Origin of the sequence: Paenibacillus lentus, from assembly GCF_003931855.1 — a bacterium.
GTDB classification, from domain to species: domain Bacteria; phylum Bacillota; class Bacilli; order Paenibacillales; family Paenibacillaceae; genus Fontibacillus; species Fontibacillus lentus.
Window position 1 is genome coordinate 1,840,927 of sequence record NZ_CP034248.1, and the last position, 20,655, is coordinate 1,861,581.

The following is a 20,655-nucleotide window of genomic DNA, read 5'->3' on the forward strand; positions in this document are numbered from 1 at the left end:
CATGGAGTATTTCTTGATGATGCGTGCGCCGCAACTAGTCATTATCGGTGCGGTTTTATTTCTATTCGTTTACGCTTATCGCTTCAAAGATCCTTCCGATTAAATTTTGATTAATCCTTTGAATTTACGGGTGTATATGTTCCAAGTGTAGTAAAATAAACTGGATAAAAGACAAATCGGAGGGGAGTTAAAAGGAGGGGATCCTCAAGTATGGCAAAAAAGCGTTACACAAACATTGATAATATAAACACTGACAGATCGCTGAAACAATTCAGGCAATGGCGGGAAGAACGGCGCAGAAAGAAGAAAGACTATTCTTATATCATTCCGAATTCTCCGCCGCAGCTGGACTTTTTGCGGGAAAATAAGACTGAACTTACAGTCACCTGGATAGGGCATGCTACGTTTCTGCTCCAATATAAAGGCTTAAATATCGTTACGGATCCCGTATGGGCTGGTCGAATGGGGTTTCAGCGCAGGCTAGGAACGCCGGGAATTCCAATCCGGGACGTTCCTGAGCTTGATGTTATTCTCATATCCCATTCGCATTACGATCATATGCATATTTCCTCCATTCGCAAATTATATGGGGCAAATACCCAGTTGATCGTACCGATCGGGCTCGCGCGCAAATTGCGGCGCAAAGGATTTAAGCGCGTGCAGGAGCTCAGCTGGTGGGAGCATTTGGAGATTGGCGATGCCAAAATTTCCTTCGTGCCGACGCAGCATTGGACGCGCCGCACGTTGTTCGACATGAACACGTCGCATTGGGGCGGATATGTGTTGGAACCGGCACGGGTAAACGAAGGAGAGCAGGCGCAGGTTCTTTATTTTGCGGGGGATAGCGGTTATTTCCGGGGCTTTGAAGAGATCGGCAAGCGATACAATATCGATATTGCGTTATTGCCTATTGGAGCTTATGAACCGGAATGGTTCATGACTTCCCAGCATACAACGCCGGAGGAGGCGCTTCAGGCGTTCCTCGATGTCAAAGCCAAATTGATGATTCCGATGCACTACGGTACGTTTCGGTTGGCTGACGACACGGCCCGGGAGGCTCTGGATCGATTGGAAGAGGATCGCAAGCGCCGGGGAATCGCGGAGGAGGCTGTCAAAGTTTTGCTTCACGGCGAGACGCTCCGCTATCCTGAAAGCCAGTGAGTAGACGTAAGCCAAGACATCCTTTTAACGACCACAAAGACGCTAGCTCAGTGCGTCTTTTTTTTTGCGCGCAATTAAGGCCTTACGGGGGCGGGCGTCCATGATTTATGCTATAATGTTGACCAGTGTGTATTATTGAAAAAGGATGGTAATGCCGAAATGATAAGTACTACTGGTGTCACGCTCCGATATGGAAAACGAGCACTTTTTGAAGATGTAAATATAAAGTTTACGCCGGGAAACTGCTATGGTCTCATCGGTGCGAACGGGGCGGGGAAATCAACCTTCCTTAAAATTTTGTCCGGAGAGATCGAGCCGAACCAAGGCGAAGTGCATATGTCACCAAATGAACGCCTTGCTGTATTGAAGCAGAACCATTATGAATATGATGAATACCCTGTCCTGGAGACAGTGATTATGGGGCATACCCGTCTGTATTCCATTATGAAGGAGAAGGATGCTCTGTACGCTAAAGCCGATTTCTCCGAAGAGGACGGCATGCGGGCCGGAGAGCTCGAGGGGGAGTTCGCGGAGTTAAACGGCTGGGATGCCGAGCCGGATGCGGCAGCGCTTCTCATTGGGTTGGGAATTCCGCGCGAACTGCATGATAAGAAGATGGCTGAACTAAGCGGAAACGAGAAGGTTCGGGTACTCCTTGCTCAAGCATTATTCGGCCGTCCGAATAACCTTCTGTTGGATGAGCCGACGAACCACTTGGACTTGGAATCGATCCAATGGCTAGAAAATTTCCTCATGGATTATGAGGGAACAGTTATCGTCGTATCCCATGACCGTCATTTTCTGAATAAGGTTTGTACGCATATTGCGGACATCGACTTCGGTAAGATTCAATTGTACGTCGGAAACTACGACTTCTGGTACGAATCTAGCCAATTGGCACTGCAAATGCAGCGTGACGCGAACAAGAAGAAGGAAGAGAAAATCAAGGAGCTTCAAGCATTCATCCAGCGCTTCTCTGCCAATGCTTCTAAATCGAAGCAGGCTACATCCCGGAAGAAGCAGTTGGAGAAGATTACACTGGATGACATCCGTCCTTCCAACCGAAAGTATCCTTTCCTGCACTTCAAGGCGGAGCGGGAGGCTGGTAAGCAACTGCTTAGCGTTGAAGGCTTGACCAAGACGGTTGAAGGCGAGAAGGTGCTGGATAATCTTAGCTTTGTCGTAAATAAAGGCGATAAGATCGCCTTTGTTGGTCCGAACAGTATTCCAAAGACGACGTTCTTCCAAGTCGTCATGGGGGAGCTTGAAGCGGATGCGGGAGAATACAGTTGGGGGGTCACGACTTCACAAGCTTATTTTCCTAAAGATAACTCCCAATATTTCGATGGCGTTGACCTCAATCTTGTCGAATGGCTGCGTCAGTATTCTAATGACCAGGATGAGACATTTCTTCGCGGCTTCTTGGGGCGGATGTTGTTCTCCGGCGAAGAGGCACTGAAGAAGGCAAGCGTGCTGTCCGGGGGCGAGAAGGTTCGCTGCATGCTGGCGAAGATGATGCTGAACGGCGCTAACGTTCTCTTGTTCGATGAGCCGACGAACCACTTGGACTTGGAGTCGATCACAGCGCTAAATAACGGTTTGATCGATTTTGATGGAACGATTCTGTTTACGTCTCATGACCATCAATTCATCCAGACGATTGCCAACCGGATCATTGAGATTACGCCGAATGGCATCATTGATCGCGTCATGACGTATGACGAATATTTGGAGAGCGAAGAAATTCAAAACTTGCGCAAGCAAATGTATCCCGAAGAAAAGTAAGTGACAAAGCCTGGCGCATAAAACGTAAAAAGTCCGTGCAGGAGGTAGGCCTGCCGGACTTTTTTGTGCGTTTTGGAGCTCAGCATGCCATGCCTGGTGCTCCTATGACCCGCCTGTGCGGCGCCGCTGGTTATTCGGTTTCTTCGTGTTTTGGCTCTTCATCGCTTTTGTCTGTTGGGTTCCTGTAAACCCAGGCTTGTTCGATGCCGCCTGCTGCTGCTTTTTTTGCTGCAGCTTCTGGCGCATCGCTTCAGCTAAATCGATTTTTCGCGGTTCGTTGCTATCTGTCATATCAATCATCTCCTATAAGGAAAGGGGTTGTTCTTATTCTATACGTTTTTAATTTATTGGACAACGGGAATAATGAATAACGCTTTGCTTTAGCCTGAGGCAACACTGTTTCTCTAGACCCACACGAAGTTCATTTGCTACGATGATAGAACAAATTTTGTTTTACATATAGAGAAGGAGCTGGAGGTGCAGATTTGGACATTTATGATGAGATACGCAAAGGCGAGCGGGGGGCTTGGGTCAGCATTTCTGCTTATTTGGTACTGTCTGCATTTAAGCTGATCAGCGGCTATCTATTTGCATCGAGCGCCCTTTTGGCAGATGGTTTCAATAACGTAACCGATATCGTTGCTTCCCTTGCCGTATTGATAGGTTTGCGCATCTCTCAGAAGCCGCCGGATTCCGATCACGCCTATGGGCATTTGCGGGCTGAGACGATTGCCGCTTTAGTGGCCTCTTTTATTATGGCTACGGTTGGAATTCAAGTTATTTATGGTTCGATCCGTTCTCTTGTGACAGGGGTGGAGGTTGAGCCTGATGTCCGGTCGGCAGCAGTCGCACTTATCTGCGCGGCGGCGATGTGGTTCGTTTATGCTTATAATCGCAGGTTGGCTACACAAATCAATAACCAGGCGTTGATGGCTGCGGCGAAGGATAATTTATCCGATGCCTTGGTGAGTATTGGCGCGGCAGTCGGCATTATCGGTGCCCAGTTCGGCTTACCGTGGTTAGATACCGTAGCAGCCTTTGCAGTAGGACTGTTAATTTGTAAGACAGCTTGGGATATATTTAGGGATTCAACGCATCGGTTGACTGATGGCTTCGATGAGGGTCAACTTGGAGATTTGCGAAGCTGTATTGCTCAAATTCAAGGGGTAGAGGGCATACGGGATGTGAAAGCACGCGTCCATGGCAATCATGTGCTAGTTGATGTTGTGATTGAAGTAAACCCGCTGCTTACCGTAATGGAGGGGCATGAAATCAGCGACCGCGTTGAAGAGCAAATGCGGCGTATTCGAAACGTGATGCATGTTCATGTTCATGTAGAGCCGAAGGCAGAAGCCTAGGAGGAACCGTTAGAGTCAATGTACTCTAACGGTTTCTTTCAGCTTTGCTGCAAGATTCCATTATCCATCGGTGGTGATCATGCGATCATTACTTTCACCTGGCGGCACCATCGGGTAAACGTTTTGTTCTTCTTTCACATTAAACTCCATAAGTACAGGGCCAGGGATGCTCAGACTTTGTTGGATAATGGCTTCGGCCTCCTGTGAAGTGCTTGCCCGTAAACCGGTGACACCATAGGATTTAGCAAAAGTGACGTAATCTGGTGAAGAGATTTGCACGGAGGAGTAGCGCTTTTGATAAAATAACTGCTGCCATTGCCGAACCATACCGAGATATCCATTATTCAATATGGCGATTTTGATCGGCAAATCATAGTCAACAGCAGTCATCAATTCCTGCAAGTTCATCTGGAAGCTTCCATCGCCCGTAATGCATAACACGGGTTGGGAAGAATCCGCGATGGCTGCTCCTATCGCCGCCGGGAAGCCAAAGCCCATTGTGCCAAGACCTCCTGAGGTCAGAAAACGCCGCGGGCGAGCAAATTTATAGTGATGGGCCGTCCAGATTTGATGCTGCCCGACATCCGTAGCCACAATGGAACTCCCCTGTGTAAATTGATCCAGCAGCGAAATGACCTCGCCTGGGCTCAACAGTCCCTCTTCACTAGTATAATGGGGGACCTTCTTGGGCCACCCTGTTGCTTCGACTAACCATGGTGAAGGAGTGTGTCTGCTTCCAGCCAAGGGCAGCAGACGGTTTAGCAGCTCGCGGAGATCGGCCGTAATACCGATTCCTGCCGGGATATTTTTATTTAATTCCGCATTGTCGATATCGATGTGAATTTTCAAAGAACCTGGCGAGAAGGATTGAGCCTTGCCTGACACACGATCATTAAAGCGCGTTCCGAGACAGAGCAGGAGGTCTGCTTGGTGAACTGCCCGATTAGCGGCAAATGTGCCGTGCATACCAACCATTCCTAAATACCAGGGATGCCTTGCTGGGAAGGCACCGATTCCCATCAAAGTGCTTACGACGGGGATGCCGGTTTGTTCGACCAGAGCGAGTAGAGCCTCGGCCGCTCCAGAGGAGATGATGCCACCGCCGGCAAGAATGACTGGTCGCTGTGCCTGCGTGATACAATCCCAAACCTGAACGATCTCTTCTTCCGTGATGCGCGGGATTGCGGAATAGCCACGGATATTCAGGTGCTCAGCGGGCAAGAGGCCATCTGCTGCTGCGGTCATTACATCTTTAGGTAGGTCAATGAGCACAGGGCCTGGTCTTCCCGTAGAGGCAATATGGAACGCTTCTTTGATGATACGTGGAAGCTCTGCGACATTCCTGACAACATAATTATGCTTAGTAACGTCCATGGTCATCCCATAAATGTTCACTTCCTGAAAGCTATCGCGTCCAATGAGTTGAGTGGATACCTGTCCTGTCAAGATGACCAGTGGAACGGAATCCATAAATGCGTTGGCGATCCCAGTAATGGCGTTCGTTGCTCCTGGTCCTGAGGTGACCAGCGCGACACCAGGTTTGCCCGTCACCCGGGCGTAGCCGTCTGCTGCATGGATGGCCGCCTGTTCATGCCGAGTTAATATATGCCGGATATGAGGGCAGTCGTACAGCGCATCGTAAATAGGAATAACCGCCCCACCGGGGTAACCAAAGATCGTGTTGACTTTCTCTTCGATCAGACAATCCAGTAGCAATTGGGCACCGATGGACGGAGCTTGCCGGACAGTATTGTTTTCTCTCATCAAGATCCCTCCATTTTGTTATTTTGACTATTTTACTGCGTTTCACGAACCCCGAAAGTGACCCTGGTCATACAGAGGTGCTACAGATATCAAAAAAGGAGAGCCGCAGCCCTCCTTAATGAATGGATGATTAGTTCTGTAGATGATGCGAATTTATGCTCGGTTCTGGCTAATTATGCCGCTTAACATTTTCATTCCTCCATACAAAGTGTAGAAGAAGGAATCAGGCGCATGGAGTGAGAAGGAAAGATATTGCTTAGGGTCGATCCCTAGCATTTTTTCAAATAAAGCCGCGGTATCATAGGCATAGAAGCAGAAGTAGGTATATTGAAACTCCGGCATTTTCTCTGCAATCGTCACAATCTCATTGGCATATAAATTGACATTATTACCAGCCTCAGCAATCATAGTCAGCGCATCGTCAAGATCTACAGAGATTTCGATTTTCTTCTGGTTGATGACTGTAATTTTGGCCACGTGTTAACGCTCCTTCCAGTCTTAGATTTTGCCGATTTTCACTTGAAAGGTTTCTGGCCCCTGTTCAATATACTCCCAAGTAAATTTGCCAGGATGCATAGATTCAAACTGAAAACGAAGAGGCACAGGGTCGTGATCATTAATAAGGAGCATGGCTTCTCCTTGTTGAAGGTCGTTGTATGCGGCAAAAATGGTCTTGTGCTTTAGTTGTGGCGGATATTCTGTTGCATTGACTGTCGTCTTAATATTGTTCATGGTTGAATCCTCCTGTAATTAAAATTTGATGTGTTTGCGATCATTATATCAAGCCAGCCTGATGACATTGTGATACAAATCACTTGTTGAGAATAAAAATAATGCTCTAAAATTAGGTATTTAGTCGTTGTTTAGCTTGAATAACACGAAAATCGACTCATTTAGACAATCTTCGACAAAGGATATAATGGTTAGAAGTTAAAAAGAAAGGGGGAAATGGCAGCATAATCCATAATTCCAAACACATCTAGGAGGTTTTACATCAATGAAACGGAGTGTGGCTATTCTATTATCCAGTGCCATGGCACTATCTATTTATTCGGCTATGCCGGCGGCAACGTCGGTGGCTGCGACCCAACAGAGCGCAGTGCAGACAGGAATTATTGTGGGCGGCGTCAATTTGCGTGACAAGCCCTCTGTGTCTGGAAAAGTCATTGGCTTTTTGAAGAAGGGTACAGCGGTTGAAGTTCTGGAGAAAAGTAACGGTTATTTCTATAAGGTGAAGAATGCTGAGGGAAAGACCGGTTATGTCAGCTCAGCGTCTAAATATATCTCGGTTCAAGGAGCAGCAACAACACCAGAGGTTTCAAGCTCCCAATGGAACGGCCGCGTCATATATGGAGTGAATCTGCGCAGCTTGCCTTCCACGTCGGGCAAGGTTATTAAAATGCTGAAGAAGGGTACTCGCGTAACGATTTTGGAGCAAAGTAACAGCTCTTTCTATAAAGTAAAGACCGATGAAGGCTTGACTGGTTATGTAAGTTCATCGAGTAAATATATACAGCGAGACGCATCCCAAGGGGGAGGTAACTCATCCCCTGCACCGCAGCCGACATTACCAGCGAATGTCAATAAGCAGGTAGATCAGGTGATCCAGACCGGGAAGAAATATTTGGGGACTCCCTATGAGTACGGATCCAATCGGAGAACGACAGCAACTTTTGATTGTTCTGACTTTGTAAAGCACATATATAAGGAGGCCCTGGGCATTACGCTGCCATCCGATTCCCGGAAGCAGGGGGCATGGATCAAGGAGAACAGCCAGGCAGTCCATCGCATAAGTGATTTGAAAGCAGGCGATCTTGTTTTCTTTATGAGCTATAGAGGCTCATCCGCTTCAGCCTATGCAGGAGTTAACAAGAATAGCGCACGGATAACTCATGTGGCCATGTATATCGGGAATGGGCAAATAATGCATACCTATTCTGTTAAATCTGGCGGCGTCCGGATCGATAAACTAAGTGGTTCATGGGAACATCGATTCTTATTCGGTGGAAGTGTACTGCGATAAGTCCTCAATCCTATCTTGAATATCAAATCGCTCCGCAGAACTTAGGGATTTCCTTAGTTCAGCGGAGCGATTTGTGCATCCTGGGTTTATTCTGTGTAATATATTAGTTATAGTCTGGAGTGTAGTTTGGCACTATAATCCAGGCTTTGCCGAGCCAAGTGTATATCTCAACCCAATAATCGTTGATGACTTGACCGGTTGGATGTACAAATTGCGGAGCAAGGGAGTTCAATAAATCTCCGTTCGGATTACTATACATACTAGTGATGCTCAGTAATTCAATAGGATTTGGGGCAATCACGGTTTCACCAGCCTGAATGATAGGCTCCTCCAGATTCTGCAATGGCGTTACTGTCTCTGCCTCTTCAGCTGCGGCTGAGGTAGCCAGAGCGGCAGAGACAAGCAGGGAAGCGGTAATAACTGATAATTTTTTCAATCGAAGTTCCTCCTTGAATATATATTTGGTTGTTTTCTTGCTCGTACTTATGTAATAAACAATCAAGCAACTTAAGAATCACTTAAAATGGTAGATTTTAATAAATGGTTGAAAAGGAGAGATTAAGGTGAGAAAAAAGCGGCCTAATTGGGGATTGCGCTTGCTCTTGTTTCTGCTGATTTTAATCGTGCTAGCGGCAGCTGCCATATGGTATATACGTCCGGAGCATGCATTGGATATGAATTATTCGAGAATACAGTGGAAGGATAAGCTGGTCAGGATGATTGAAACCCGTAAGCCGGAAATCGAGATTACAGAGGAAGAGTTCAATCATTTGGCTAAGCAGAAGCTTGTTGAGGAAATACGCGGACAAGAGCTCCCTGTTACGGTCACCGGAATGCAGCTTCAGCTTGCTGACAACCTGCTAACGGTTCATATCAACGCCGCATGGGGAGCTATAGAGTTCGGGGCAGCGATTCAGTATGTCCTCGAGTATTCAACCGGGCAATTCATCATGACGCCTGAAGCAGTGAAGGTAAGGGAGCTGTCCTTATCTCCGACCCTATTTGGGCTGAAGCAGGTGAAAATTGATCCAGGTCCTTATGTGCCCGATCCAGTTACGGTAGAGGATGTGCTTTTCCAAAATCGTCAAATTACGGTCAAGCTTGCGCTGGATTGGCTCGAAATTGCTGAGTATTTAGCTTCTTACTAAGAAAAAAGGCAGTCGCTTCATAGGAAGGGCTGCCTTTTTATTCTAACCTTTTACATAACACGATGGCGTGATCTATATGATGTCGCTTTGGATGAGCCTGCTAGTTAAAGTGAACGGCTGCGCCCCGTGAATAGGGAGATCACAAATAGTACGAGGAAGATAAAGAATAGCACTTTGGCGATTGAAGCCGCGGCCGCTACAATGTTAAAGAATCCGAAAATACCTGCAATGATTGCAACGATTAGAAAAATAACTGACCATTTCAACATGATAATCACCTTTCCTTCATAGTAAAATAGTGTAATATGAGGATTAAAGCGACAAAGGTGGAGTGGTGTAAATGACCTATGCCGGAGTAATTCCAAAATTGGTGCTCCGTCGCTGTAGTTGTCATTAACCGGGGGAAATCCGGATGAAACAGGTGGCAATATTTCGAGAATTGTCGACGCAGGGGTGTTGTTTCGCCCCGAAAAACCAAGGGTAACTAAGGAGTAGCGACTCCAAAGCCAGGGCTGGAAAGAGAGGGAATGGTATGATTTGGCAATTAAGTGTAGCACTTATCGCGGTAGCATTTGTAGTCCTAGTCATATTCGTGGTGAAAACTTTGAAGGCAGCCGAGAAGTCTCTAGATAAAACGACCCAGACGCTGCAGGAAATCCATAAGACAGTTGACGAGCTTAGTTATGAAGTTAAGCAGGTCGTTAGACAGGCCAACAGTATTACCGAGGATGTCGAGCATAAGATGAAACAGCTCGATCCTGTGCTGGAATCTGTAAAAAATGTAGGAGACGTACTGAATGAAGTGACGCTTGCCGCCAAGCAGGTATCTACTTCGCTGATCGGTAGAGTGAAGAAACCCCCACATCATACAGCAGGCAAGACGGGGGCGAAGCAAGTAGCGGCGGAGGATCCGATCGACTCTTCCACGTCTACCTATGGCTCGACTTACAATCGTGAGACAGCTTCTAAGTCAGAGCCCGGTTGGATGAAGTGGGTGGACATCGCTTCCAGCGTATGGCATAAATACCGCTCATAAATTTATGAAACAGGATCGAATCGGCAAGTCTTCAAAAAGAGGTGAGAACGATGCTGAACATCATGTTACTGTTAGGATTTCTTACTGCTGTAAGCCATTATCCGACAACTGTAGACAGTATTCCGCAGCTTTCCGTGAAACTTGCCTTTTCGCCGCAATCCTCCTCCGAACGCTCCGTGCCGGATGAGAACAAAGCAGCTTCACCGATTGATGAGTTTCATTCCATGGGCGACGTGACGTTGCATGATGATCGGGAAAGTGTCGTCCAGAAGAAAGGAAGACCGTTATCGATCCATAAGAATGCTTATTCCGGTTATACCGAATATCAATATGCGGATATTACGGTCGGGTTGTACGAGGATTTGGTTTATTATGTGCATATCGCCGCATCCCCCGAGAAAATCAAAGTGAATGGAAGATGGTTGTCTTTGCAGAAGCCGGGGCTTGATCAGGTCTTCGGTGAGCCGGACTATGTGGCAGAGGACGGGGATGTGTACATCCGTGATTTGGCGGCAATCAAAATATACCGTGATCCGGAGACAAGGGGGATTGTCGGTGTGGATTTGTTTGATACGATCGCATTTTAGAAATTGTTTAGGAAGTTAACATAAGCGTGTTTCAAGTCGCTGAGAGTAGGGTAATTACAGCCATAGCAACAGAGAAGGATAGGATTTCATCATAGACAAAGGAGAGTGCTGACGATGAGTATGACGGATAAGAAGTCTTATGCCAAGGTTGTGCAGAACGGAGTTCAAGCGGTAGAAACCGTTAATGAGCTGCGAGCTGCAGGATATGTAGGAGATCATATCTATGTTCTTGCTCATGACCAGGATCGTACAGAACGAATTGCAGACACATCCAATGCTAATGAAATCGGTATTAAGGAAGAAGGCGTATTTGATGCCATTGCCAACTTGTTCCGTTCCCGGGGTGACGAACTGCGTGCAAAAATAGTTTCGCTTGGCTTTACACATACAGAGGCTGCCTTTTATGAGAAGGAACTGGATTTAGGCAAAGTGTTGGTAATCGCAAGATATACGGCATAAATGAACAGGATCTTCCGGCCTGACACTATAATCTTAAACATAGATAAGGAATGGGGAAACTGCACCCATTCCTTATCTATGTTTATTGAGATAGAGTAGGATAGTAGTTAGAGTTTGAAAATTTTGGTTTTGATGTGAGGAGAAATCAATGAAAATTTTAATCGTGGACGATAATCCGACAAATATAATCATCATTAGAGAGATTTTGAAGAAAGAAAACTATAGAAATACAGTGGCCGCATCTTCGGCCGCGGAGATGTTCCAGCTGTTGGGGATCGAGCAGGCCAATTCTGAGATAATCCCTGTTTCATCGGATATTGATTTAATATTGCTCGATATGATGATGCCGGAAATGGATGGTATAGCTGCCTGCCGTGTTATTCAGCAATATGAGGGACTTAAGGATATTCCGATTATTATGGTTACCGCCATAGGGGATTCCAAGAAGCTGGCGGAAGCGCTTGACGCCGGTGCGGTTGACTATGTGACCAAGCCGATCAATAAAGTGGAACTCATGGCGCGAATACGGCTGGCGCTAAGGCTAAAGCAGGAGAAAGACTGGCATAAAGAAAGGGATCAGCGGATACAGGAGGAACTGAAGCTAGCTGCCTTAGTACAAAATGCAGTTTTAAGCTCAGCCATTGCGGATTCGCATTTTGAAATTGACGCCTTGTACAAGCCGTCCTTTGAACTGGCTGGAGATTTGTATTCATGGTATCCGCTCGGTGAGGGGAGATACGGCATTATATTATTGGACATGATGGGACACGGAATTTCCTCGTCCTTATTTTGCATGTTCATCGCTTCTGTCCTTAAGGATACAGTCAGCACCTACGTGGAGCCTGAAAAAGTCATGCAGGAGTTAAATCGGCGCTTTAATCAGCTCCATATTGAGAAACAATTGATTCAGTATTATTTTACGGCGATCTACCTTGTAGTCGATACCAAGCATAAGAAGATCGATTATGTGAACGCCGGCCATCCGCCTGCTTTATTTTTTCAAAAGGGAGGAGAGGCGATCAGATTGGAAACAGTATGTCCGCCCGTTGGCCTGTTTGAAAAGATGGATACTACGACCCACACGATTACATATGAAGGGGAAGGCCATATCGTCCTGTACACTGATGGCTTAATGGAGGTCATGGATGGAACGCAAGAGGAGCAGATTGAATTTTTGGAGCAGACCTTAAGTGGGAGCCATAGGCTGGACAAGGATAAAATGCAGCGTCTATTTTTTGATGAAGGGTATCCGCAAGAACGGGAGGACGATAAGTGTCTTGTGTGGATCAGGCTCAAAGAGGGAGAGGGAAGCGAATGAAGATCAGGAGCAAGTTAATTATCGGCTACAGTTCACTTTTGATCATTATGCTGATGCTCACATTCGCCAGCTACGATCGTCTGCATTTTATGAATGATCAGCTACAGCATGTGTATTCGGAAGGCTACTTGAAGGTTAAGGCCTCCACCGATATGCGCGGCGATGTGAACGATATGGCTCGAATCCTCACGAATATGGTGCAAGTGAAGAACCAGGACTATATCATTCAGGAGCGAAACAAGCTGGAGAAGAGGGGAGAATCAGCAAAGAAAAAACTGCAGCAGCTGCAGGATAGTTTGACTACTGGCGAAGATCGCCAGATGATGACAAAGATTGAAGAAGCAACTCTGGACTTCGAAAGCTATCAAAACCGGCTAATGACCCTGCTGCTTAATGGTGAGTTTGACAGGGCCAATGATTATCGGATTTCCTCTGGTCAAGGCATTCAGGATCGCTTGCTAAATACGCTGAATGAATTGAGGGATTATTTGGATATCCAAATTGAAACCGAAATTAATAAAGCGAACCAGGCTTATAACGATTCGATCCAGGTAACGATCATAACGATGGCCGTCGGCTTGTTGCTAGGCTTAGCGATTGTACTGTGGGTACTGCCAAATATAACCAAGGGCTTGAACACTGTAAATAGCATGATTAAGCATTTCGGAAAAGAGCAGTGGGATGAAATCAGATCCATTCCGGTACAGTCCAAAGATGAAATAGGCAGTGTAGCCCGGGTGTTTCAAGAGCTGGCGGACGATCTTCGAGAAAAGCAAGAACTTGAGAAAAAGTTCCTGCAGCAGCAAAAGGATTTGACGTGGATCAACTCTAACTTAGCGCGAATTACCGAACTGCTTCACGGCATTAATTCGCTGGAGCAAATATCTCAAATGTTCATTAACGAGTTTACTCCGATCCTTGGCGGCAATGTGGGTGCCGTCTATATTCGGAAGGAGAGCGAAAATCCGGACGAACTGCATTTGGGAGCTGCTTATGCCAGAAATGGGGAATTGAATTCTCCGGCGATGTTTAGAATCGGCGAAGGTCTCATAGGACAGGTGGCTCTGGATCAGAAGCCGTTATCGCTGAAAGAGACGCCGCCTAATTATTTATCCGTACGCTCTGCCCTAGGGGAGGCCAAGCCGGCACATGTTCTCATTTATCCGATCTTATTCGAAGATGAATTGCTGGGTGTCGTTGAGTTGGCTAACCTGGATCAATTTACATCGTTGGAAGAGCAACTGCTGTCAGAGCTGACAATTAGTTTGGGCGTTGTACTGAATAACGTGAACCGCAGGCTGCGGGTTGAAGAGCTTCTACGCGAATCGCAGGCTTTGACGGAAGAACTGCAGGTTCAATCAGAAGAACTTCAAACACAACAGGAGGAGCTTCGCCGTTCCAATGAAGCCATGGAGAAGCAAACGGCGGCATTGAAGCGCTCCGAGGAGCTGCTGCAGCGGCAGCAGGAGGAACTGGAGCATTATAATACGGAGCTGATTGCCAAGACTCGCGCCCTTGAGGAACAGGTGCAGGAAGTCAAGGAGAAGAACGAGGAAATTGAGAAGACGAGAGATGAATTAGAACGTCATGCAGCCCAGCTGGCTGTAACGAGCAAATATAAATCGGAGTTTCTGGCCAATATGTCTCATGAACTGCGGACACCTCTTAACAGTCTGCTTATTTTGTCACAGCTGCTCTCGGAGAACAAGGATAATAATTTGACCCCCAAGCAGGTGGAATATGCTCATACCATTCATATGTCAGGATCGGATTTGCTGAAAATGATCGATGAAATTCTCGATTTATCGAAGGTCGACGCAGGCAAGATGGAAGTGAACGAGGAACAAGTTGATATTAAAGAGCTGGAGAGATTTGTGGAGCATAATTTCCGGCCTGTCGCGGAGAGCAGAGGGATTAGGCTGCGCATAGAAGTCAGTTCGCAGGTACCGAAGCGAATTACGACCGATGGGCATCGTGTGAAGCAAATATTACGCAATTTGCTCTCTAATGCCTTTAAATTTACGAATGACGGTGAAGTCGCGTTCTTGGTTAAAGTGGCTGCCCCGGATGAACTTCCAAACGAATTGGAGCGTAATCGCCAGTATCTGGCGCTGACCATCAGGGATACAGGGATTGGCGTGCCTGAGGATAAAATGGACTTCATTTTTGAGGCCTTTAGGCAAGTGGATGGAACGACGAGCCGCAAATATGGTGGAACGGGATTGGGACTGTCGATTAGCCGTGGGCTGTCCGCCCTTCTTGGCGGTGGAATTGGTCTGGAGAGCAAGCAAGGGGAGGGCAGCAGCTTTACGCTTTATTTGCCGAGGGAGCCTCGCTCCGAGATATTCAGAGCTAGCAGGGAAGCGGCTGCGACTTCCCCTGCAGCTGTTGAAGAGCCAATGAGACTGGAAGCTTACGCTCCGTCTGTACCGGCAGATGAGCCAACTCCAATATTCAATCCGATTGTCGATGATCGGGAAGCCATTGCGGCAGAGGATAAAGTGCTGTTAATTATCGAAGATGATGTTGTATTCGCCAAAATCCTGCTTGAAATGACTCGTCATCATGGTTTCAAGGGGATTGTAGCTGTTCAGGGGGACGAGGGGCTCCGGCTCGTTCACGAATATTTGCCGGATGCGATCATTTTGGATATTCAGCTGCCAGTGATGGATGGCTGGTCGATTCTTAATGAATTGAAAAGCAATGCCAAGACAAGGCATATTCCGGTGCATGTCATTTCCGTTGTGGATGATGTGAAACAGGGATTAATGATGGGAGCTATCGCTTATTTGCGCAAGCCATCCTCAAGGGAGCATCTCGAACAGGCCTTTACTTATATCGAGTCTTATACGGAGAAGAGCCTGAAACATTTGCTTGTCGTCGAAGATGATGAAATCCAGCAGAAGTCCATTATCGAATTGATTGGTCATGATGATGTAGCAATTACCGCTGTATCGACTGGTGCAGAAGCGCTGCGAGAGCTGCGTATGAAGCATTATGATTGTATGGTTCTCGACTTAATGCTGACGGATATGACCGGGTTCGAGCTGCTGGATCAAATCCGCGATGATGAGAAGTTAAATGATTTGCCGATTATTATTTATACAGGCAAAGATTTGGATGCGAAGGAAGAGACCAAGCTGCGCAAGTATGCCGAATCGATCATTATCAAGGATGTTAAATCGCCGGAGCGGCTACTGGACGAAACGACATTATTTCTGCATCGTATCGAGGCTAACCTTCCGGAGGACAAGCGGAAAATTTTGCAGAAGCTGCATAATAAAGAAGAATTATTCGAAGGCAAGAAAATCCTGCTTGTCGACGATGACGTCCGCAATGTATTCGCCCTCTCCAGCGTGCTAGAAGGCTACCGGATGAACGTTGTATACGCAGAAAATGGCAGGGAGGCACTTGAGATTTTGGAAGAACAGAGGGACTTCGACCTCATTTTGATGGATATGATGATGCCGGAAATGGATGGATATGAAGCGATGCGTCGCATACGCGAGAAGACGGAGTTTGCGAAGCTTCCGATTATTGCATTGACTGCCAAGGCGATGAAAGAGGATCGTTCCAAATGCATTGAGGCTGGTGCCTCTGATTATGTGAAGAAACCGATCCAAACGGATCAATTACTCTCATTAATGCGTGTTTGGTTGTATTCGTAAGCTGACTTACGGGGTAATAGTATTTATAGAGACAGTAACATGTATTTATATTGGAAAGCGGAGTTGAACACATGTCATCCAGTGAATTCACGAATTTTGAAGATGATATACCTTACGACGATAGCCAAAGCGAGCGGGAGAGTATTGAGATTGAGCTGCTGTTAGAGGGGATTCATCGGCTTTACGGGTATGATTTCCGAAATTATGCAGTCCCCTCCCTGCGCAGAAGAATATGGCATCATGTCTATTCCGAGCAGCTCAAGACGATATCCGGGCTGCAGGAGAAAATATTTCATGATCGGGAGTGCTTTGAACGATTCGTCTACAATTTGTCTATCCCCGTAACGGAAATGTTCCGTGATCCGAACCTGTTTCGGGTATTTCGGGAGAAGGTAATCCCCTTGCTGCGAACCTATCCATATATTCGTATTTGGCATGCCGGATGCTCCACGGGCGAAGAGGTGTATTCCATGGCCATATTGCTTCATGAAGAAGGCCTCTACGACAAAGCCCGCATTTATGCTACCGATATGAATGATAGATCTTTGCAAATCGCCAAAGAGGGGATTGTCGGTATTCAAAAAATGAAGCAGTACACGAAAAATTACTTGGAGGCGGGGGGAACGCGTTCGTTCTCCGAGTATTATACAGCAAAATATAACTCGGTTATTTTCCAGCCTTTTTTGCGCAAGAATATTATTTTCGCCGAACATAACTTGGCGACAGATCGATCCTTCAACGAATTTAATGTCATTTTTTGTCGTAATGTGATGATTTATTTTGATGAAACGCTGCGAAACCGTGTTCATGCCCTGTTTCACGAAAGCCTGAATCATTTTGGCATACTCGTGCTTGGGGCTAAGGAATCAATTCATTTTACGGACTTCACGGACAGCTACGAGGCCTTGGATCGTGAAGAGAAAATATATCGAAAGATCAAGTGATCTCTCGACAGTATGATTGGCAGGGGGATTTCATGGGGGTTGAAGAACCGATTCACATATTGTTGGTAGACGACCGTCCTGAGAATTTAATGGCTCTGGAAGCTGTGTTGGGTAGCGAGAAGTACAAGCTTGTAATGGCTACTTCGGGTCAAGAGGCGCTCAAATATTTGCTTAAGGATAATTTTGCGGTGATTGTGCTCGATGTGCAGATGCCCGGCATGGATGGTATCGAAACGGCCAAGTTAATTAAGGCCCGCGATAAGACGAAAGATATTCCGATTATCTTTATTTCAGCGAATAGCAAGGACGCTGAGCATTTGTTCGAAGGCTATTCGGCGGGGGCCATCGATTATATGGTTAAGCCGTTTATTCCGCAGATTTTAAAATCGAAAATCGATGGGTTTGTCGACATGTACATCACGAATCAACGCCATAAAACTCAGAGCATGCTGCTGCAGCAGAAGACTCAGGAACTGGAGCGGATCAACGATGAATTGGTGCAGGCCAAGGAAGCGGCGGAGATTGCCGCGAAGGCTAAGACGGAATTCCTAGCCATGATGAGCCATGAGATCCGCACTCCGATGAACGGTGTCATTGGCATGATTGATTTATTACTTGAAACTGAGCTGCAGGAAGAACAGAAGGAATATGCGGAAATTATCCGCAACAGCGCGAACACATTAGTAACAATTATTAACGATATTCTTGATTTCACTAAGATGGAATCCGGTAAGATGGAGCTGGAGGAATGTCCATTTGAACTACGGGCCGGAATCCAGGAGGTGTTCAATCTATTCTCCATGGATGCGCACCGGAAGGGGCTGGAGCTTGTATATTTCATAGATGACAGCATTCCGCAAATTCTATATGGGGATATGGGAAGAATACGTCAAGTGCTGATCAATTTAATCGGAAATGCGATTAAGTTTACCGAGCAGGGCGGTGTTTATTTGGTCGTGTCCGCCAGCGAGAACAAGGACGATCAGGATAATCTCATGCTGGAATTCACGGTAAAGGATACAGGCATCGGCATTGCTCCCGATAAGGTAGATAAGCTCTTCAAACCGTTCTCCCAATTGGATTCGTCCATGACGCGGAAATATGGTGGAACCGGTTTGGGCCTCGCTATTTGCCAGACACTGGTGCTGTTGATGGGAGGCGATATTTGGGTTGAGCCCCAGGAGGAGAAGGGGGCGACTTTTGCTTTTTCCGTTCAGGTACGTAATTGTACAGAGGAGAATGAAGCGTTGCGTTATTGTCCAGGCATTTCGGTAGAAGGACAACCCCTGCATACAGATCGCATGCTCGTCGTCGATGATCATCCGATCAATCAACGCCTCATGGTCAGTATGCTGAATAAGCTGGGCTATGAAGCCGACGTAGCGGAAGATGGTGCCCAAGCCGTTCAAATGACTTTAGAAGGAAAGGCTTATTCCTTTATTTTTATGGATTTACAAATGCCTGTAATGGATGGACTTGAGGCCACAAGCCGGATTCGTGAAGCTGATCATTCTGGATGGTCGCCTGTCATCATTGCGATGACTGCCAATGTCATGGAGGGTGTCAGGAGCAAGTGTCTGAAGGCAGGAATGAATGACTATATCAGCAAGCCGGTGAAGCTCAGCTCCGTGAGAAAAATAGTCGCTAAGTACATCAACGGGTCAGATCATGGGTCTATGAAGCATTTTCCACAGGTATATCAGGAGAGCTTGGTTGATTCATAAGTAGTTCGATTGGGTTATGAATAGAGAAAACATTTTTCAGGAGAGAGTGTCTATGAATACAAATAAAAATGATAAATTTTCAGCTACATCGCAACTGGAGAACGACACTTGCACGGTGTATTTACGGGGAGAGCTGGATTTGTCTGTAGCTCCAGACTTCCGCCAGGTTATGGAACCTCTCGTTGGAGATGAGGCACTGCATCTCATTATCAACATGAAGGACTTGAAATATATCGATAGTACGGGCATCGGAATTCTGTTGTCTATTCTAAAAGCAAGACATGGCATGAAGGCCGAATTTCTGGTAAAAGAAGTGCCAGACCAAATTCAGAAGCTGTTTGACATGACCGGGATTGCCAAGTTTTTTGCCGCACAAGAGAATTCCCAATAGGAAAGGATCGAAGTAAGAATGAAAGACGAAGTTCAGAGAGTGGTTATAAGTTTGCCAGCGACTGCGGAGTATGTGGATATCGTCAGATTGAATCTTTACGGTGTAGCCTCTAAAATCGGATTCTCTTATGAAGAAATTGAGGATATGAAGGTAGCGGTGTCGGAAGCCTGTAACAACTGTGTGCTGTATGCATACAAGCACAAGCCGGGGATAATGGAAGTTACTTTTGAAGTGCAAGAGGATGCATTATCCATTACGGTGAAAGATGAAGGGGAGAGCTTTGATTCTTGGCGGAAGACGGCAGATCGGGCATCTTTACATGACAAGGATTTGAGCGAAGCTCAAATTGGCGGACTCGGCTTTTATCTAATGGAGGCGCTCATGGATGAGGTAAGCGTAGAGAGCGTTGCCGGACAAGGAACTAAGGTTGTTCTGACTCGCCGGCTCGTTAAGAGCGAGGAGAAAGTATGAGCGACAAATTGACTCCCCCCGAGTCTTTGAATGAATCAACCAGCCTGATCTGGCAATATCAGCAAACGAAGGACAACGAAATTGCTACTGCTCTCATTCAGAAATATGAGCCGATGGTCAAGGTGGCTGCAGGTAAAATCGCCCGCAATCGACCTGATTTATACGAGGACTTGTATCAGGTAGGCCAAATGGCGCTGATCCGGTTGCTGCAGCAATACGATATCGAGCTGGGTATACCATTTGAGCCATATGCTATGAAGAGCATGATCGGGCATATGAAGAACTTTCTGCGGGACAAGTCCTGGTATATCCAGGTGCCGCGCCGCATTAAGGAGAAGGGAGCACTTGTCCAGCAGGCTATTGATGAATTGACAGTGAGATTGGAACGTTCCCCCGATGTGAAGGAGATCGCCGAATACTTGGATCTTTCGGTGGAGGAAACGGTCGAAGTGCTTGCGGGTCGAGAATGTTATCACTATGTATCTCTCGATTCTCCGCTGTCTCAAGATGAAACCGCGGCAACGCTTGGTGAATTAATTAGTTCTGAAGCTAATGATTATGATACTGTGGAGAAGCGAATGGATTTACAGCAAGCGCTTAGCCAGTTAAAGGAACAGGAGCAGCAGGTTCTATTGCTGGCCTTTCAAGAGGGGCAATCTCAGCGTGCCATCGCTCAGCAGCTGGGGGTATCGCAAATGAGTGTTTCCCGGATACAAAAACGAGCGACCGAAAAGCTGAAGCAGATTATGGCAAACTCTAATTTATATTAAGCGGTTGCTCACCGCTCTCAATGAATTGCACGAAAAAGGCGCGCTTTC

General features: G+C 46.6%; 22 protein-coding genes. 16 read left to right on the plus strand and 6 right to left on the minus strand.

Translation table 11 applies throughout. The annotated features are described in order from the left end of the window. The first annotated feature begins 1 nt into the window (after nt 1). The 3 genes from cydS to EIM92_RS08070 all read left to right on the plus strand — a co-directional run bounded on the left by cydS (nt 2) and on the right by EIM92_RS08070 (nt 2,946). Nucleotides 2-103 (plus strand): cytochrome bd oxidase small subunit CydS family protein, encoded by a 102-nt coding sequence (gene cydS, locus EIM92_RS24715; protein WP_425464177.1) that lies wholly within the window; start codon nt 2-4, stop codon nt 101-103. A gap of 107 nt (nt 104-210) precedes the next feature. Beyond that, nucleotides 211-1,161 (plus strand): MBL fold metallo-hydrolase, encoded by a 951-nt coding sequence (locus EIM92_RS08065; protein WP_125082220.1) that lies wholly within the window; start codon nt 211-213, stop codon nt 1,159-1,161. Between the two features lie 159 nt (nt 1,162-1,320). Beyond that, the gene (locus tag EIM92_RS08070; RefSeq protein ID WP_125082221.1) at nt 1,321-2,946 is read left to right on the plus strand and encodes an ABC-F family ATP-binding cassette domain-containing protein; all 1,626 of its coding nucleotides are present in this window, start codon (nt 1,321-1,323) and stop codon (nt 2,944-2,946) included. Between the two features lie 102 nt (nt 2,947-3,048). On the opposite strand, the gene EIM92_RS08075 is transcribed toward EIM92_RS08070, so the two are convergent. Continuing rightward, nucleotides 3,049-3,237 carry a hypothetical protein gene (locus EIM92_RS08075; RefSeq protein WP_125082222.1) on the minus strand — a complete coding sequence of 63 codons (189 nt, stop codon included), beginning with the start codon at nt 3,235-3,237 and terminating at the stop codon, nt 3,049-3,051. A 194-nt stretch (nt 3,238-3,431) separates the two neighbouring features. On the opposite strand from EIM92_RS08075, the gene EIM92_RS08080 reads away from it, so the two are divergent. Further along, on the plus strand, nt 3,432-4,304 hold the full coding sequence (locus EIM92_RS08080) for a cation diffusion facilitator family transporter (RefSeq protein WP_125082223.1): 873 nt from the start codon (nt 3,432-3,434) through the stop codon (nt 4,302-4,304). Between the two features lie 60 nt (nt 4,305-4,364). On the opposite strand, the gene ilvB is transcribed toward EIM92_RS08080, so the two are convergent. The 3 genes from ilvB to EIM92_RS08095 form a co-directional block, all read right to left on the minus strand. Then, nucleotides 4,365-6,068 carry a biosynthetic-type acetolactate synthase large subunit gene (gene ilvB / locus EIM92_RS08085; RefSeq protein ID WP_125082224.1) on the minus strand — a complete coding sequence of 568 codons (1,704 nt, stop codon included), beginning with the start codon at nt 6,066-6,068 and terminating at the stop codon, nt 4,365-4,367. A gap of 153 nt (nt 6,069-6,221) precedes the next feature. Next, nucleotides 6,222-6,545 carry a hypothetical protein gene (locus EIM92_RS08090; protein WP_125082225.1) on the minus strand — a complete coding sequence of 108 codons (324 nt, stop codon included), beginning with the start codon at nt 6,543-6,545 and terminating at the stop codon, nt 6,222-6,224. Nucleotides 6,546-6,566: 21 nt separating this feature from the next. Further along, nucleotides 6,567-6,800, minus strand: a complete 234-nt coding sequence (locus EIM92_RS08095) for a DUF2249 domain-containing protein (protein ID WP_125082226.1) — start codon at nt 6,798-6,800, stop codon at nt 6,567-6,569. Between the two features lie 265 nt (nt 6,801-7,065). On the opposite strand from EIM92_RS08095, the gene EIM92_RS08100 reads away from it, so the two are divergent. After that, the gene (locus EIM92_RS08100; protein ID WP_125082227.1) at nt 7,066-8,091 is read left to right on the plus strand and encodes a C40 family peptidase; all 1,026 of its coding nucleotides are present in this window, start codon (nt 7,066-7,068) and stop codon (nt 8,089-8,091) included. Nucleotides 8,092-8,194: 103 nt separating this feature from the next. On the opposite strand, the gene EIM92_RS08105 is transcribed toward EIM92_RS08100, so the two are convergent. Beyond that, complete coding sequence (locus EIM92_RS08105; protein WP_125082228.1) at nt 8,195-8,527, minus strand: hypothetical protein; 333 nt, start codon at nt 8,525-8,527, stop codon at nt 8,195-8,197. A gap of 127 nt (nt 8,528-8,654) precedes the next feature. On the opposite strand from EIM92_RS08105, the gene EIM92_RS08110 reads away from it, so the two are divergent. Further along, nucleotides 8,655-9,239 carry a hypothetical protein gene (locus EIM92_RS08110; protein WP_125082229.1) on the plus strand — a complete coding sequence of 195 codons (585 nt, stop codon included), beginning with the start codon at nt 8,655-8,657 and terminating at the stop codon, nt 9,237-9,239. Between the two features lie 104 nt (nt 9,240-9,343). Here EIM92_RS08110 and EIM92_RS08115 read toward each other — a convergent pair whose 3' ends face one another. Beyond that, nucleotides 9,344-9,508 (minus strand): DUF1328 domain-containing protein, encoded by a 165-nt coding sequence (locus EIM92_RS08115; protein ID WP_125082230.1) that lies wholly within the window; start codon nt 9,506-9,508, stop codon nt 9,344-9,346. A 263-nt stretch (nt 9,509-9,771) separates the two neighbouring features. Here EIM92_RS08115 and EIM92_RS08120 point away from each other — a divergent pair, with 263 nt between their 5' ends. The 10 genes from EIM92_RS08120 (at nt 9,772) to EIM92_RS08165 (ending at nt 20,607) form a co-directional block, all read left to right on the plus strand. Continuing rightward, nucleotides 9,772-10,275: a DUF948 domain-containing protein gene (locus EIM92_RS08120; RefSeq protein ID WP_125082231.1), complete on the plus strand. Its 504-nt coding sequence runs from the start codon at nt 9,772-9,774 to the stop codon at nt 10,273-10,275. Nucleotides 10,276-10,325: 50 nt separating this feature from the next. Beyond that, nucleotides 10,326-10,862 carry a hypothetical protein gene (locus tag EIM92_RS08125; protein ID WP_125082232.1) on the plus strand — a complete coding sequence of 179 codons (537 nt, stop codon included), beginning with the start codon at nt 10,326-10,328 and terminating at the stop codon, nt 10,860-10,862. Between the two features lie 114 nt (nt 10,863-10,976). Beyond that, a complete protein-coding gene (locus EIM92_RS08130; protein WP_125082233.1) occupies nt 10,977-11,321 on the plus strand; it encodes a YflT domain-containing protein in 345 nt (114 codons plus the stop codon). 148 nt (nt 11,322-11,469) lie between these two features. After that, complete coding sequence (locus tag EIM92_RS08135; protein ID WP_125082234.1) at nt 11,470-12,639, plus strand: PP2C family protein-serine/threonine phosphatase; 1,170 nt, start codon at nt 11,470-11,472, stop codon at nt 12,637-12,639. Continuing rightward, nucleotides 12,636-16,307, plus strand: a complete 3,672-nt coding sequence (locus tag EIM92_RS08140) for a response regulator (protein ID WP_125082235.1) — start codon at nt 12,636-12,638, stop codon at nt 16,305-16,307. The genes EIM92_RS08135 and EIM92_RS08140 overlap by 4 nt, the downstream gene beginning before the upstream one ends. Before the next feature lie 71 nt (nt 16,308-16,378). Further along, on the plus strand, nt 16,379-17,251 hold the full coding sequence (locus tag EIM92_RS08145; RefSeq protein ID WP_125082236.1) for a CheR family methyltransferase: 873 nt from the start codon (nt 16,379-16,381) through the stop codon (nt 17,249-17,251). A 32-nt stretch (nt 17,252-17,283) separates the two neighbouring features. Continuing rightward, nucleotides 17,284-18,975 (plus strand): response regulator, encoded by a 1,692-nt coding sequence (locus tag EIM92_RS08150; protein WP_125082237.1) that lies wholly within the window; start codon nt 17,284-17,286, stop codon nt 18,973-18,975. A gap of 52 nt (nt 18,976-19,027) precedes the next feature. Beyond that, nucleotides 19,028-19,366, plus strand: a complete 339-nt coding sequence (locus EIM92_RS08155; protein WP_125082238.1) for an STAS domain-containing protein — start codon at nt 19,028-19,030, stop codon at nt 19,364-19,366. Nucleotides 19,367-19,384: 18 nt separating this feature from the next. Beyond that, nucleotides 19,385-19,837, plus strand: a complete 453-nt coding sequence (gene rsbW / locus EIM92_RS08160) for an anti-sigma B factor RsbW (RefSeq protein WP_125082239.1) — start codon at nt 19,385-19,387, stop codon at nt 19,835-19,837. Beyond that, complete coding sequence (locus tag EIM92_RS08165; protein ID WP_125082240.1) at nt 19,834-20,607, plus strand: sigma-70 family RNA polymerase sigma factor; 774 nt, start codon at nt 19,834-19,836, stop codon at nt 20,605-20,607. Before rsbW ends, EIM92_RS08165 begins: the two co-directional genes overlap by 4 nt. Nucleotides 20,608-20,655 lie beyond the last annotated feature (48 nt).

Excerpts from the sequence above, each read along its gene's own strand:
- cydS (WP_425464177.1), top strand. The coding sequence starts at position 2 with ATGGAGTATTTCTTGATGATGCGTGCGCCGCAACTAGTCATTATCGGT.
- EIM92_RS08065 (WP_125082220.1), top strand. The coding sequence starts at position 211 with ATGGCAAAAAAGCGTTACACAAACATTGATAATATAAACACTGACAGA.
- EIM92_RS08070 (WP_125082221.1), top strand. The coding sequence starts at position 1,321 with ATGATAAGTACTACTGGTGTCACGCTCCGATATGGAAAACGAGCACTT.
- EIM92_RS08075 (WP_125082222.1), bottom strand. The coding sequence starts at position 3,237 with ATGACAGATAGCAACGAACCGCGAAAAATCGATTTAGCTGAAGCGATG.
- ilvB (WP_125082224.1), bottom strand. The coding sequence starts at position 6,068 with ATGAGAGAAAACAATACTGTCCGGCAAGCTCCGTCCATCGGTGCCCAA.
- EIM92_RS08095 (WP_125082226.1), bottom strand. The coding sequence starts at position 6,800 with ATGAACAATATTAAGACGACAGTCAATGCAACAGAATATCCGCCACAA.
- EIM92_RS08100 (WP_125082227.1), top strand. The coding sequence starts at position 7,066 with ATGAAACGGAGTGTGGCTATTCTATTATCCAGTGCCATGGCACTATCT.
- EIM92_RS08115 (WP_125082230.1), bottom strand. The coding sequence starts at position 9,508 with ATGTTGAAATGGTCAGTTATTTTTCTAATCGTTGCAATCATTGCAGGT.
- EIM92_RS08120 (WP_125082231.1), top strand. The coding sequence starts at position 9,772 with ATGATTTGGCAATTAAGTGTAGCACTTATCGCGGTAGCATTTGTAGTC.
- EIM92_RS08125 (WP_125082232.1), top strand. The coding sequence starts at position 10,326 with ATGCTGAACATCATGTTACTGTTAGGATTTCTTACTGCTGTAAGCCAT.
- EIM92_RS08130 (WP_125082233.1), top strand. The coding sequence starts at position 10,977 with ATGAGTATGACGGATAAGAAGTCTTATGCCAAGGTTGTGCAGAACGGA.
- EIM92_RS08135 (WP_125082234.1), top strand. The coding sequence starts at position 11,470 with ATGAAAATTTTAATCGTGGACGATAATCCGACAAATATAATCATCATT.
- EIM92_RS08140 (WP_125082235.1), top strand. The coding sequence starts at position 12,636 with ATGAAGATCAGGAGCAAGTTAATTATCGGCTACAGTTCACTTTTGATC.
- EIM92_RS08145 (WP_125082236.1), top strand. The coding sequence starts at position 16,379 with ATGTCATCCAGTGAATTCACGAATTTTGAAGATGATATACCTTACGAC.
- EIM92_RS08150 (WP_125082237.1), top strand. The coding sequence starts at position 17,284 with ATGGGGGTTGAAGAACCGATTCACATATTGTTGGTAGACGACCGTCCT.
- EIM92_RS08155 (WP_125082238.1), top strand. The coding sequence starts at position 19,028 with ATGAATACAAATAAAAATGATAAATTTTCAGCTACATCGCAACTGGAG.
- rsbW (WP_125082239.1), top strand. The coding sequence starts at position 19,385 with ATGAAAGACGAAGTTCAGAGAGTGGTTATAAGTTTGCCAGCGACTGCG.
- EIM92_RS08165 (WP_125082240.1), top strand. The coding sequence starts at position 19,834 with ATGAGCGACAAATTGACTCCCCCCGAGTCTTTGAATGAATCAACCAGC.